This is a genomic window from Streptomyces sp. NPDC097619, from assembly GCF_040302735.1.
Classification (GTDB): Bacteria; Actinomycetota; Actinomycetes; order Streptomycetales; family Streptomycetaceae; genus Streptomyces.
The window spans coordinates 131,629-143,403 of record NZ_JBEOSD010000002.1; the positions used below are offsets into that span (position 1 = coordinate 131,629).

12 protein-coding genes are annotated in these 11,775 nt (G+C 73.2%); 9 read left to right on the forward strand and 3 right to left on the reverse strand.

What is annotated here, in order from left to right; genetic code table 11:
• The 3 genes from ABTZ17_RS01185 to ABTZ17_RS01195 are packed head-to-tail and all read left to right on the forward strand — an operon-like array spanning nt 1 to nt 1,600.
• Complete coding sequence (locus tag ABTZ17_RS01185; protein WP_352193411.1) at nt 1–876, forward strand: acyl-CoA thioesterase; 876 nt, start codon at nt 1–3, stop codon at nt 874–876.
• A 38-nt stretch (nt 877–914) separates the two neighbouring features.
• Nucleotides 915–1,187 carry a hypothetical protein gene (locus ABTZ17_RS01190; protein WP_352193412.1) on the forward strand — a complete coding sequence of 91 codons (273 nt, stop codon included), beginning with the start codon at nt 915–917 and terminating at the stop codon, nt 1,185–1,187.
• A complete protein-coding gene (locus tag ABTZ17_RS01195; protein WP_352193413.1) occupies nt 1,184–1,600 on the forward strand; it encodes a type II toxin-antitoxin system VapC family toxin in 417 nt (138 codons plus the stop codon). Before ABTZ17_RS01190 ends, ABTZ17_RS01195 begins: the two co-directional genes overlap by 4 nt.
• Before the next feature lie 22 nt (nt 1,601–1,622).
• Here the strand turns inward: ABTZ17_RS01195 and ABTZ17_RS01200 are convergent, their stop codons facing one another.
• The 3 genes from ABTZ17_RS01200 to ABTZ17_RS01210 form a co-directional block, all read right to left on the reverse strand.
• Nucleotides 1,623–1,805, reverse strand: coding sequence for a type II toxin-antitoxin system VapB family antitoxin (locus ABTZ17_RS01200; protein ID WP_352193414.1), 183 nt, complete (start codon nt 1,803–1,805; stop codon nt 1,623–1,625).
• 51 nt (nt 1,806–1,856) lie between these two features.
• A complete protein-coding gene (locus ABTZ17_RS01205) occupies nt 1,857–2,645 on the reverse strand; it encodes a phosphatase (RefSeq protein WP_352193415.1) in 789 nt (262 codons plus the stop codon).
• Between the two features lie 342 nt (nt 2,646–2,987).
• Nucleotides 2,988–3,587, reverse strand: a complete 600-nt coding sequence (locus tag ABTZ17_RS01210) for an SACE_7040 family transcriptional regulator (RefSeq protein ID WP_352193416.1) — start codon at nt 3,585–3,587, stop codon at nt 2,988–2,990.
• A gap of 108 nt (nt 3,588–3,695) precedes the next feature.
• Between ABTZ17_RS01210 and ABTZ17_RS01215 the strand changes: the two genes are divergently transcribed.
• From ABTZ17_RS01215 to ABTZ17_RS01240, 6 genes are all read left to right on the forward strand, one after another.
• Complete coding sequence (locus ABTZ17_RS01215; protein WP_352193417.1) at nt 3,696–5,312, forward strand: carboxyl transferase domain-containing protein; 1,617 nt, start codon at nt 3,696–3,698, stop codon at nt 5,310–5,312.
• A 59-nt stretch (nt 5,313–5,371) separates the two neighbouring features.
• Entirely contained in the window at nt 5,372–7,351 is a 1,980-nt protein-coding gene (locus tag ABTZ17_RS01220; RefSeq protein WP_352193426.1) for an ATP-binding protein, read from the forward strand.
• A gap of 23 nt (nt 7,352–7,374) precedes the next feature.
• Complete coding sequence (locus ABTZ17_RS01225) at nt 7,375–8,298, forward strand: hydroxymethylglutaryl-CoA lyase (RefSeq protein WP_352193427.1); 924 nt, start codon at nt 7,375–7,377, stop codon at nt 8,296–8,298.
• 3 nt (nt 8,299–8,301) lie between these two features.
• Nucleotides 8,302–9,462 (forward strand): acyl-CoA dehydrogenase family protein, encoded by a 1,161-nt coding sequence (locus ABTZ17_RS01230; RefSeq protein WP_352193418.1) that lies wholly within the window; start codon nt 8,302–8,304, stop codon nt 9,460–9,462.
• 216 nt (nt 9,463–9,678) lie between these two features.
• Nucleotides 9,679–10,719, forward strand: coding sequence for an ABC transporter substrate-binding protein (locus tag ABTZ17_RS01235; protein ID WP_352193419.1), 1,041 nt, complete (start codon nt 9,679–9,681; stop codon nt 10,717–10,719).
• Nucleotides 10,720–10,805: 86 nt separating this feature from the next.
• The gene (locus ABTZ17_RS01240) at nt 10,806–11,705 is read left to right on the forward strand and encodes a siderophore-interacting protein (RefSeq protein ID WP_352193420.1); all 900 of its coding nucleotides are present in this window, start codon (nt 10,806–10,808) and stop codon (nt 11,703–11,705) included.
• The last annotated feature ends 70 nt before the right edge of the window (nt 11,706–11,775 follow it).

Sequence of the window (11,775 nt, forward strand, 5' to 3'; positions counted from 1 at the left end):
TTGACCGACGCGCTCACCGATCTCCTCGATCTGCTCGACCTGGAGCAGATCGAGGAGAACATCTTCCGGGGCACCAGCCGCCCCTCCCTGGTCCCCCGGGTCTTCGGCGGCCAGGTGGCCGCCCAGGCCCTGGTCGCGGCCGGGCGGACGGTGCCCGCGGACCGGGCCGCGCACTCCCTGCACGCCTACTTCCTGCGCACCGGGGACCCCGGCGCGCCCATCGTGTACTCCGTGGACCGGATCCGCGACGGCCGCTCCTTCACCACCCGGCGGGTGGTGGCCGTCCAGCACGGACACCCGATCTTCCACCTGTCCGCCTCCTTCCAGACCTGGGAGGAGGGGCTGGACCACCAGGCCCCGATGCCACCGGCCGTCGACCCGGAGACCCTGCCCACGGCCGCCGAGGCCCTGCCCGCGTACGCCGGGGTCTTCAAGGACCCCGACACCGTGCGGCGGCTCCTGCACGCCCGCGGCGCGGTCGACCTGCGGTACGCGACCGTGCCGCCCTGGGGCACCGTCGGCGAGCCCGTGGAACCCCGCTCACAGGTCTGGTTCCGCACCGCCGGCAAGCTCGCGGACGACCCGCTGCTGCACGTCTGCCTCGCCACGTACGTCTCCGACATGACCCTGCTCGACTCGGTGCTCCTCGCACACGGCCGGGGCGGCTGGGCGGTCGGCGACGTGGTCGGCGCCAGCCTCGACCACGCCATGTGGTTCCACCGGCCCTTCCGCGCCGACGAATGGCTCCTCTACGACCAGGAGTCCCCCTCCGCCCACGGCGGCCGCGGCCTCGGCCAGGCCCGCATCTACACCCAGGACGGCCGCCTCGCGATCACCGTCATCCAGGAAGGCGTCGTCCGCACCCCCCGCCCCTGACCGGCCCGCAGCCGTCTCCGAGCGGCTACCGTGGTGCCATGACCATCGCGCCCGACGCCGCCGCGATTCACGACCTGGTCGACCGGATCGACCCGGCGGACTACTCCATGGCCTACGCCCTGCTCCGCCGTCTCACGGCGGACGGTCCGATACCGCTCCGGCTGGAGGCACTGCCGGCCTCGACCGTCGAGCCGGCCCCGCCGGGCCGCAGGTTCTCGTTCACGGCCGTCGGTGAAGGTCCCGGCGACCTCTCGGAACGCGCGAAGGACTATCTGCGGGAGTCGTACGCCGAAGGGAGCGACACGGCGTGAGGCTGGTCTGCGACACGGGCCCGCTGCTCGCCGTCGCCAACGCCAAGGACGCCCACCACGAAGCCTGCACCCGGCTCTTCGCCGGATACTCCGGCGAGGTGCTCGTGCCGTCACCTGTGCTGCCGGAGGTCTGTCACCTCCTGCAGACGCGGGTAGGGGCGCATGCCGAGGTGGCCTTCATCGGCGCGGTTGCGCGCAGGGAGCTCACCGTGGTGGATCCCACTGCCGAGGACTGGGTCCGTATCGCCGAGCTCGCGGGACGCTACATGGACCTGCCCCTCGGGCTCGCGGACGCGGCGGTGGTGGCAGTCTCCGAACGGCTCGGGGTCACCACGGTCGCGACCGTCGATCGCAAGCACTTCCGGATCGTCCGCCCCCGGCACTGCACGGCCTTCGACCTCGTCCCCGATTGAGGTCCCCGAAGCCTTCGCCCGGTCAGGTGGCGGGCCCCGGAGGTGTGACGGCGCGGCGGTGGCGGATGAGCTCGCGGAGCGCCGCCTCCACCGTGGCCTGCGGGGTCTCGGTGCCCAGTACGGCCATGGCCGCCTCCAACGCATCGGTGTCGACCTCCACCCACTCGCCCGACCGGGCGGCCTCACCGGAGTGCTCTCGCGTCACCGTGTTCCCCTTTCCCCTTGCCTCGACAGCAGCGTAGGGTGCCCGCCCCGGTCAGGGCTGGAGTTGGAGGCCGGCTTCCGCGAGGAGGTAGGCGGTCATGGGGTGGTAGTAGCGGGGGTCCCGGACGTGGTCGTCCAGGGGGACCGCCACCTGGAGGGTGCCCTCCGACTCGGCCAGGAACAGGGCCGGGTCGTTGCAGTCCGCGTAGCCGACGGCGTCCAGGCCCCGCTGGGCCGCGCAGCCCGCCCAGCCGTGGTCGGCGACGACCAGGTCCGGCCGCGGCCGGCCGGCCGCCTCCAGGCCGTCCAGGATCGCCGCCATCGGGTTCGGGGAGTGGGTGTGCCACAGGGTCGCCCCGCGCTCCAGCACCGCCACGTCGGCGAACTGCCAGACCTGCGCCTCGTCGGCGGTCAGGCCCTCCGGGATCTCCACGATCTCGCAACCGGCGGCGCGCAGCGCGGCCGCCGTGGCACGGTGCACGTCGAGCAGGGCGCCGGGGTGGCCGGTGGCGAACAGCACCGACTGGCGGTCCACGGCCGCCTTCCGCAGGCGGGCGGCCATCCGCTCCAGCGCGGCCACCGTCAGCTCCGGGTCGATGGTGTCCTGGCCCTGGCGGTGCGCCGGGTCGTCCACGACGCCGCAGCGCTCGGCCATCACCGCGAGGACGTCCTGCTCGTCGGACCAGCGGTCGCCGAGCTCCAGGCCCAGCCAGTAGTGGCGGTCGCCGTTGGCGAGCTTGCGGTAGTGGGAGAGGTTGTTCTCCCGGGGCGTCGCCACGTCTCCCGCGATGCGGGTGTGGACCAAGTGCTCGATCAGGGCTGCGCGGCTGGGTATCGGCATGGCGCCCATTCTGCCGTCGGGTGGGCGGAAGGGGGTGATCCGTTCCGCCAAGTGGATCGTGGGGTGGGGAGGCAGGAGCCCCGGGTGCGGTCCGGGGGCCCTCCCCGCGCAGTTCCCCGCGCCCCTGGCGGGGGCCTGCGTCGTGGTGTCCGTGCCGCCCGGTGGTGGGTCGCTCGCGCGGTTCCCCGCGCCCCTGGCGGGGGCCTGCGTCGTGGTGTCCGTGCCGCCCGGTGGTGGGTCGCTCGCGCGGTTCCCCGCGCCCCTGGGGTGCGTCCCTCGCATGGCCCGCGCGGGCCGGTGGGCCCTCCCGCGCGGTTCCCCGCGCCCCTGGTGGGGGCTCGGTCAGGGGGTGAGGGCGGTGAAGGCGCCGTGGGCGAGGCGGCGGAGGAGGGATTCGGTGGCAGCGCGGTCGGGGAGGCCGGGGGCCTGGGCGGCCGAGCCCAGGTGCGGGGTGGAGTTCAGCAGGCCGAAGACCGCGTGCACCGCGGAGCGGACCTCCGCTCCCGGCACCGTCGGGTGGAGCTCCCGTACGACCTCCACCCACAGCTCGACGTACTGCCGCTGGAGCTGGCGCACCAGCTTGCGGTCCTCGTCGCGGAGCCGGTCCAGCTCGCGGTCGTGCAGGGTGATCAGCGGCCGGTCGTCGAGGGCGAAGTCGATGTGCCCGTCGATCAGGGAGGACAGCACCGCCGAGGGGTCCCCGGCGGCCTCGGCCACCCGGTAGCGGCCGCCGGTCAGGAGCCGCTCGCTGATGCCGACCAGCAGCTCGGCCAGCATGGCGTCCTTGCCGGCGAAGTGCCGGTACAGCCCCGGTCCGCTGATGCCGACCGCGGCCCCTATCTCGTCCACGCCCACACCGTGGAACCCGCGCTCGGCGAAGAGGCGGGCGGCCTCCCGGAGGATCTGCTCCCGGCGGGTCGGGGCGGCGGCTCTGGTGCTCATGGGAACTCATTCTAGACAGGGCCGTTAGCGCTCGTTAACCTGGACGCCGGGCGTTAACGCTCATTAACGCCCTTTCCCCCGCACGAACCGAGCAAGGGAGCTCGAGGAATGCAGCAGGCACCAGTGCTGGCGAGCGCCGCGGACCCGGCGTCCGCGGCCTGGCGGACCAACGAGGCCGCCCACCAGGAGCTCGTGGACGGGCTCCGCACCAAGCTGGCCGAGGCCAGAGAGGGCGGCGGGGAGAAGGCCCGCGCGAAGCACACCGCGCGCGGCAAGCTCCTCCCCCGCGACCGCGTGGACGCCCTCCTCGACCCCGGCTCCCCCTTCCTGGAGCTGGCCCCCCTCGCCGCGGACGGCATGTACGGGGGCGCCGCCCCCGCCGCCGGGGTGATCGCGGGCATCGGACGGGTCAGCGGCCGCGAATGCGTGATCGTCGCCAACGACGCCACCGTCAAGGGCGGCACCTACTACCCGATGACGGTGAAGAAGCACCTCCGCGCCCAGGAAGTGGCCCTGGAGAACCGTCTCCCCTGCCTCTACCTCGTGGACTCCGGCGGCGCCTTCCTGCCCATGCAGGACGAGGTCTTCCCGGACCGCGAGCACTTCGGCCGGATCTTCTACAACCAGGCCCGGATGTCCGCGGCCCGGATCCCGCAGATCGCGGCCGTCCTCGGCTCCTGCACCGCGGGCGGCGCGTACGTCCCCGCGATGAGCGACGAGGCCGTGATCGTCCGCAACCAGGGCACGATCTTCCTCGGCGGCCCGCCCCTGGTGAAGGCCGCCACCGGCGAGGTCGTCACCGCGGAGGAGCTGGGCGGCGGCGAGGTCCACTCCCGCACTTCCGGCGTCACCGACCACCTCGCGGAGGACGACGCCCACGCCCTGCGGATCGTCCGCAACATCGTGGCCACCCTCCCCGCCCGCGGGGACCTGCCCTGGACGGTCGAGCCCGCCGAGGAGCCCAAGGTGGACCCGGCCGGGCTGTACGGCGCGGTCCCGGTGGACTCCAAGACCCCCTACGACGCCCGCGAGGTCATCTCCCGGATCGTGGACGGCTCCCGCTTCCAGGAGTTCAAGGCCGAGTACGGCCAGACCCTGGTCACCGGCTTCGCCCGGATCCACGGCCACCCCGTCGGCATCGTCGCCAACAACGGCATCCTCTTCTCCGAGTCCGCCCAGAAGGGCGCGCACTTCATCGAGCTCTGCGACCAGCGCGGCATCCCCCTGGTCTTCCTCCAGAACATCTCCGGCTTCATGGTCGGCCGGGACTACGAGGCCGGCGGCATCGCCAAGCACGGCGCCAAGATGGTCACGGCCGTGGCCTGTACGCGCGTGCCCAAACTGACCGTGGTCGTCGGCGGCTCCTACGGCGCGGGCAACTACTCCATGTGCGGCCGGGCCTACTCCCCCCGCTTCCTGTGGATGTGGCCCAACGCCAAGATCTCCGTCATGGGCGGCGAGCAGGCCGCCTCCGTCCTGGCCACCGTCAAGCGGGACCAGCTGGAGGCCCGCGGCGAGTACTGGTCCCCCGACGAAGAGGAGCAGTTCAAGGCCCCCGTCCGCTCCCAGTACGAGCAGCAGGGCAACGCCTACTACGCCACCGCGCGGCTGTGGGACGACGGCGTGATCGACCCCCTGGAGACCCGGCAGGTCCTGGGTCTGGCACTGACCGCGTGCGGCAACGCCCCGCTGGGCGACCCCGCCTTCGGCATCTTCCGCATGTGATGAGGACCCCCGCCATGTCTTCGCAGCCCTCCCCGAACCCCCCGTCCCCCCGACCGCGCATGTTCGACACCGTCCTGGTCGCCAACCGGGGCGAGATCGCCGTCCGCGTGATCCGCACCCTGCGCGCCCAGGGCATCCGCTCCGTCGCCGTCTACAGCGACGCCGACGCCGGGGCCCGCCACGTCCGCGAGGCCGACACCGCCGTCCGGATCGGCCCCGCCGCCGCGGCCGAGAGCTACCTCTCCGTGCCCGCCCTGCTGGAGGCCGCCGCCCGCACCGGCGCCCAGGCCGTCCACCCCGGCTACGGCTTCCTCGCCGAGAACTCCGCCTTCGCGGCGGCCTGCGAGGAGGCCGGGCTCGCCTTCATCGGCCCGCCCGCCGGCGCCATCTCCCTGATGGGCGACAAGATCCGCGCCAAGGAGACCGTGCGCGCCGCCGGGGTCCCGGTGGTCCCCGGCTCCTCCGGCAGCGGCCTCACCGACGCCGAACTGACCGCGGCCGCGCGCGAGATCGGCATGCCCGTCCTCCTCAAGCCCTCCGCGGGCGGCGGCGGCAAGGGCATGCGACTGGTCCGCGACGAGGCCCTGCTCGGCGAGGAGATCGCGGCCGCCCGCCGCGAGGCCCGCTCCTCCTTCGGGGACGACACCCTCCTCGTCGAGCGGTGGATCGACCGGCCCCGGCACATCGAGATCCAGGTCCTCGCCGACGCCCACGGCAACGTCGTCCACCTCGGCGAACGCGAGTGCTCCCTCCAGCGCCGCCACCAGAAGATCATCGAAGAGGCCCCCTCGGTGCTGCTCACCGAGGAGATCCGGGCCGCGATGGGCGCCGCCGCCGTGGACGCCGCCCGCTCCTGCGGGTACGTGGGCGCCGGCACCGTCGAGTTCATCGTGCCCGGCAAGGACCCGTCCTCGTACTACTTCATGGAGATGAACACCCGCCTCCAGGTAGAGCACCCGGTCACCGAACTGGTCACCGGCCGCGACCTGGTCGCCTGGCAGCTGCGGGTGGCCTCGGGCGAACCCCTGGACTTCACCCAGGACGAGGTCCGCCTCACCGGCCACGCCGTGGAGGCCCGGATCTGCGCCGAGGACCCGGCCCGCGGGTTCCTGCCCTCCGGCGGCACCGTCCTCGCCCTGTCCGAACCGGACGGGCCGGGGGTCCGCACCGACTCCGGCCTGACCGCCGGGGCCCCCGTGGGCAGCACCTACGACCCGATGCTCTCCAAGGTGATCGCCTGGGGCCCGGACCGGGCCACCGCCCTGCGGACCCTGCGCGCCGCCCTCGCCGAGAACGTCATCCTGGGCGTGTCCACCAACACCGGCTTCCTGCGCCGACTCCTCGCGCACCCCGACGTGGTCTCCGGGGACCTGGACACCGGCCTCGTCGAGCGCGAGCTCGACGGACTACTGCCCGGACCGGCACCCGAGGAGGTGCTGGAGGCGGCCGCCGCCCTCAAGGAGGAGGCGCTGCGGCCCGCGCCGGGCGGCTGGACGGACCCCTTCTCCGTGCCCAGCGGCTGGCGCCTCGGCGGCACTCCCGCCCCGCTGGCCCACTGGTTCCGGCTGCCCGGTCAGGAGCCGGTGCGCTTCGAGCCGAGGAACCGTTCCGGCCACGTGACCGGCCCGGACCGGGTCACGGTCACCGTGGACGGCATCACGCACACCTTCACCCACGCGCGCTCCGCCGACGGGGTCTGGCTGGGCCGGGACGGCGACACCTGGCAGGTCCAGGACCACGACCCGGTGGCGGCGGGCCTGTCCGGGGCCCGGCACGCCGGGGCCGACACCCTGGCCGCGCCGATGCCGGGCACGGTCACCGTGGTCAAGGTGGCCGTGGGCGATCAGGTCACGGCCGGACAGAGCCTGTTGGTGGTCGAGGCGATGAAGATGGAGCACGTCATCTCCGCCCCGCACGCCGGCACCGTCACCGAACTGGACGTCGCCCCCGGCGCCACGGTGGCCATGGACCAGGTCCTGGCCGTGGTCACCCCCGACGCCCCGGCGGAAGACGCCCCGGCGGAAGGGGAGCAGGCGTGAACGCGCTGCCCGCGGGCCTGCCGATGCGGGTGCCCGCCCCCGGGCTGCCGGCCCGGGTCCGGATCCACGAGGTCGGCGCCCGCGACGGCCTGCAGAACGAGTCCGCGACCGTCCCCGTCGAGGTGAAGGCCGAGTTCGTCCGGCGGCTCGCCGGGGCCGGCCTGACCACGGTGGAGGCCACCAGCTTCGTGCACCCGAAGTGGGTGCCGCAGCTGGCGGACGCGGCCGAGCTGTACCCGATGCTCAAGGACCTCACCGGAGTGGACCTGCCGGTGCTGGTGCCCAACGAGCGGGGCCTGGACCGGGCGGTGGAGCTGGGCGTGCGCCGGATCGCGGTGTTCGGCTCGGCCACGGAGACCTTCGCCGCCCGCAACCTCAACCGCACCGTGGACGAGTCCCTGGCGATGTTCGAGCCGGTGGTGGCCCGGGCACGGGAGGCCGGGATGCACGTCCGCGGGTACCTGTCGATGTGCTTCGGCGACCCCTGGGAAGGGGCCGTGCCGGAGGCCCAGGTGGTCCGGGTCGCGAAGGCCCTGGTGGACCTGGGCTGCGAGGAGCTGAGCCTCGGGGACACCATCGGCGTGGCCACGCCGGGTCAGGTGCGGTCCCTGCTGGCCGGGCTGAACGCCGCCGGCGTGGAGACCGGGCGGATCGGCGTGCACTTCCACGACACGTACGGCCAGGCCCTCTCCAACACCCTGGCCGCCCTGGAGCACGGGGTGACCACCGTGGACGCCTCCGCGGGCGGCCTCGGCGGCTGCCCGTACGCCAAGAGCGCCACCGGGAACCTCGCCACGGAGGACCTGGTGTGGATGCTCGACGGCCTCGGCATCGAGACCGGGGTCGACCTGGCCGCCCTCACCGCCACGAGCGTGTGGATGGCCGACCGGCTGGGACGCCCCAGCCCCTCCCGTACCGTCCGCGCCCTCTCCCACAAGGAGCAGTAAGACATGTCGCTCGACCACCGGCTGACCGCCGAGCACGAGGAACTCCGCCGCACCGTCGAGGCGTTCGCGCACGACGTGGTCGCCCCGAAGATCGGCGACTACTACGAGCGCCACGAGTTCCCCTACGAGATCGTCCGCGAGATGGGCCGCATGGGCCTGTTCGGCCTGCCCTTCCCGGAGGAGTACGGCGGCATGGGCGGGGACTACCTGGCCCTGGGCATCGCCCTGGAGGAACTGGCCCGGGTGGACTCCTCGGTGGCGATCACCCTGGAGGCGGGGGTCTCGCTGGGCGCCATGCCCCTCTACCGCTTCGGCTCCGAGGAGCAGAAGCGGGAGTGGCTGCCGAAGCTGTGCTCCGGCGAGGTGCTGGGCGCCTTCGGGCTGACCGAGCCGGGCGCGGGCTCGGACGCCGGCGGCACCCGGACCACGGCCGTGAAGGAGGGCGACGAGTGGGTGATCAACGGCACCAAGTGCTTCATCACCAACTCCGGTACGGACATCACGGGCCTGGTGACGGTCACGGCGGTCACCGGGCGCAAGGCGGACGGCCGGCCGGAGATCTCCTCGATCATCGTGCCCTCGGGGACCCCCGGGTTCACGGTGGCGGCCCCCTACTCGAAGGTGGGCTGGAACGCCTCCGACACCCGTGAGCTGTCCTTCGACGGGGTGCGGGTGCCGCTGGCGAACCTGGTCGGCGAGGAGGGGCGCGGCTACGCGCAGTTCCTGCGGATCCTCGACGAGGGCCGGATCGCGATCTCGGCCCTGGCCACGGGTCTGGCGCAGGGCTGCGTGGACGAGTCGGTGAAGTACGCCAAGGAGCGCGAGGCGTTCGGGCGTCCGATCGGTTCGAACCAGGCCGTGCAGTTCATGCTGGCGGACATGGAGACCCGGGCGCACATGGCGCGGATCGGCTGGCGGGACGCGGCCTCGCGGCTGGTGGCCGGTGAGCCGTTCAAGAAGGAGGCCGCCATCGCGAAGCTGTACTCCTCCACGGTGGCGGTGGACAACGCCCGGGACGCCACGCAGATCCACGGCGGGTACGGCTTCATGAACGAGTACCCGGTGGCCCGGATGTGGCGGGACTCGAAGATCCTGGAGATCGGCGAGGGCACCAGCGAGGTGCAGCGGATGCTGATCGCGCGGGAGCTGGGCCTGTCGGCCTGACGGGTACCGCTCCCCGCTCGTATCGACGAAGTCCCCCCCCCCCCCGCTGCCCACGTGGTGCGCGGGGGCCCGGGCGGCGGCGGCCGGAAGCCGGTGCGGGGCCGGGTGCGTGCGGTGGGGTCCCCCCTACCGACGGGTTCTGAGGTTAGGCTAACCTACCTACCGTGAACCGTGCGGTCGGACCCGCGCGCACCCGAGCCCGAAAGCAGACACGTCATGCCCTCTGCCCGCACGTCCACCCTGTCCCGTCGCGGCCTGCTGGCCGCGGGCGGCGCCCTCGGCCTCGGCGCCGTGCTGACCGCCTGCGGCGGCGACGACAAGAAGGGTGAGAAGGGCGGCGCGGACGCCTCGGGCTCCGCCTCCAAGGGCTGGTCCTTCAAGGACGACCGCGGCACCGACGTGACCGCGAAGTCCACCCCGAAGAACATCGTGGCCTTCGTCGGCACCGCCGCGGCCCTGTTCGACTTCGGCGTCGAGGTCAAGGGCGTCTTCGGCCCGACCAAGCTGGCCGACGGCAAGGCGGACGTGCAGGCCGGCTCCATGGACGTCTCCAAGCTGGAGATCCTGGGCAACGTCTGGGGCGAGTTCAACGTCGAGAAGTACGCGGCCCTCCGGCCCGAGCTGCTCGTGACCAACATGTGGGTCAAGGACGAGCTCTGGTACGTGCCGGCCGAGTCCAAGGACAAGATCCTCAAGGTCGGCGCCCCGAGCGTGGCCCTGTGGGCCGGTGGCGACACCACCATCCCCAACGCCATCGCCCGCCACGCCGAGCTGGCCAAGTCCCTGGGCGCGGACCTCAACGCGAAGAAGGTCACCGACGCCAAGGCCCGCTTCGAGGCCGCCGCCGAGCGCCTGCGCAAGGCCGCCAAGGCCAAGCCCGGCCTGAAGGTCCTCATCGGCTCCGGCAGCGCCGACCTGTTCTACGTCTCGGTGCCCAAGACCTCCGCGGACACCCGCTACTTCCAGGAGCTGGGCCTGACCTTCGTGGAGCCGAAGGCCAACGCCGCGGGCTTCTTCGAGGAGCTGTCCTGGGAGAACGCCGGCAAGTACCAGGCCGACATCATCATGCTGGACAACCGCACCGGCACCCTCCAGCCCAAGGACCTGGCCGCCAAGCCGACCTGGGCCAAGATGCCCGCGGTGAAGGCCGGTCAGGTCATCCCGCGCGTGACGGAGCCGATCTTCTCCTACGACAAGTGCGCGCCGGTCCTGGAGGACCTGGCGAAGGCCGTCGAGAACGCCAAGAAGCTGAGCTGAACGACACCGTGACGGGACCGGCCGCGACCGCCGGTCCCTTCCGGCAGCTCCGGCAGCTCCGCCGCACACCGATCCAGGGGGACCGCATGACCGCCACGACCGAGACCCCGGCCGTCGCGCACTTCCGCTTCTTCACCCTCACCGTGACCGCGACCCGGCGGGTGGGCCGCTCCTTCCTGCGCGTGACCTTCGGCGGGGAGGAGCTGCGGGGCTTCCGCTCCGGCGGGTACGACCAGAGCCTGTCGCTCTTCCTCCCGCTCGCCCACCAGGAGCACGCCGAACTGCCCGACACCGGCGCGGACACCTGGTTCGCGGCCTGGCGCGGGATCCCGGACGCGGACCGGCCGGTGATGCGCTCGTACACGGTGCGGGAGCAGCGGACGGCCGAGGACGGCTCCGTCGAGGTGGACATCGACTTCGTGCTGCACGGGGACTCCTCCCCCGCCTCGCACTGGGCGGGCCGCGCGGTGCCCGGCAGCCGCATCCTGGCGATCGGCCCGGCCGTGGCCGAGAACAAGTCGGTCCGCTTCCGGCCGCCGGCCGGCCTGACCGAACTGGTGCTGTACGCCGACGAGACGGCCCTGCCCGCCGCCGCGGCCATCCTGGAGCGACTGCCGCGGGAGGTCCGCGTGACGGCGTACCTCCAGGTCCCGCACGCGGAGGACCGGATCCCGCTCACCACCCCGGACCACACCGAGACGGTCTGGCTCGTTCACGGGGAGGGCGGCGCCGGTCGCGCCGAGCAGGTGCTGGACGCCCTGCGCTCCACGGAGGCCGGCGAGCCCGGCGAGGGCGCGTACGCCTGGATCGCCGGCGAGGCCGGCACCGTCCGCGCGGTCCGCAGGCACCTGGTGCAGGAACGTCACATCGACCGCCGTGCCGTCCGGTTCACCGGTTACTGGCGTCTCGGCGCCAGCGAGGAACAGCTGTTGGCGGAGGCGTACGCGGGCCGGGCTCCCAGCGAGGACCCCGACTCGGCCTTGTAGCAGGGCAGTTCACGAAGCTGGGGCACGAGCTCCGCCAACACCTCGGCCGAGGGCACAAGCCCCGCCGCGA

Excerpts from the sequence above, each read along its gene's own strand:
- ABTZ17_RS01190 (WP_352193412.1), top strand. The coding sequence starts at position 915 with ATGACCATCGCGCCCGACGCCGCCGCGATTCACGACCTGGTCGACCGG.
- ABTZ17_RS01205 (WP_352193415.1), bottom strand. The coding sequence starts at position 2,645 with ATGCCGATACCCAGCCGCGCAGCCCTGATCGAGCACTTGGTCCACACC.
- ABTZ17_RS01210 (WP_352193416.1), bottom strand. The coding sequence starts at position 3,587 with ATGAGCACCAGAGCCGCCGCCCCGACCCGCCGGGAGCAGATCCTCCGG.
- ABTZ17_RS01215 (WP_352193417.1), top strand. The coding sequence starts at position 3,696 with ATGCAGCAGGCACCAGTGCTGGCGAGCGCCGCGGACCCGGCGTCCGCG.
- ABTZ17_RS01220 (WP_352193426.1), top strand. The coding sequence starts at position 5,372 with ATGTTCGACACCGTCCTGGTCGCCAACCGGGGCGAGATCGCCGTCCGC.
- ABTZ17_RS01225 (WP_352193427.1), top strand. The coding sequence starts at position 7,375 with ATGCGGGTGCCCGCCCCCGGGCTGCCGGCCCGGGTCCGGATCCACGAG.
- ABTZ17_RS01230 (WP_352193418.1), top strand. The coding sequence starts at position 8,302 with ATGTCGCTCGACCACCGGCTGACCGCCGAGCACGAGGAACTCCGCCGC.
- ABTZ17_RS01235 (WP_352193419.1), top strand. The coding sequence starts at position 9,679 with ATGCCCTCTGCCCGCACGTCCACCCTGTCCCGTCGCGGCCTGCTGGCC.
- ABTZ17_RS01240 (WP_352193420.1), top strand. The coding sequence starts at position 10,806 with ATGACCGCCACGACCGAGACCCCGGCCGTCGCGCACTTCCGCTTCTTC.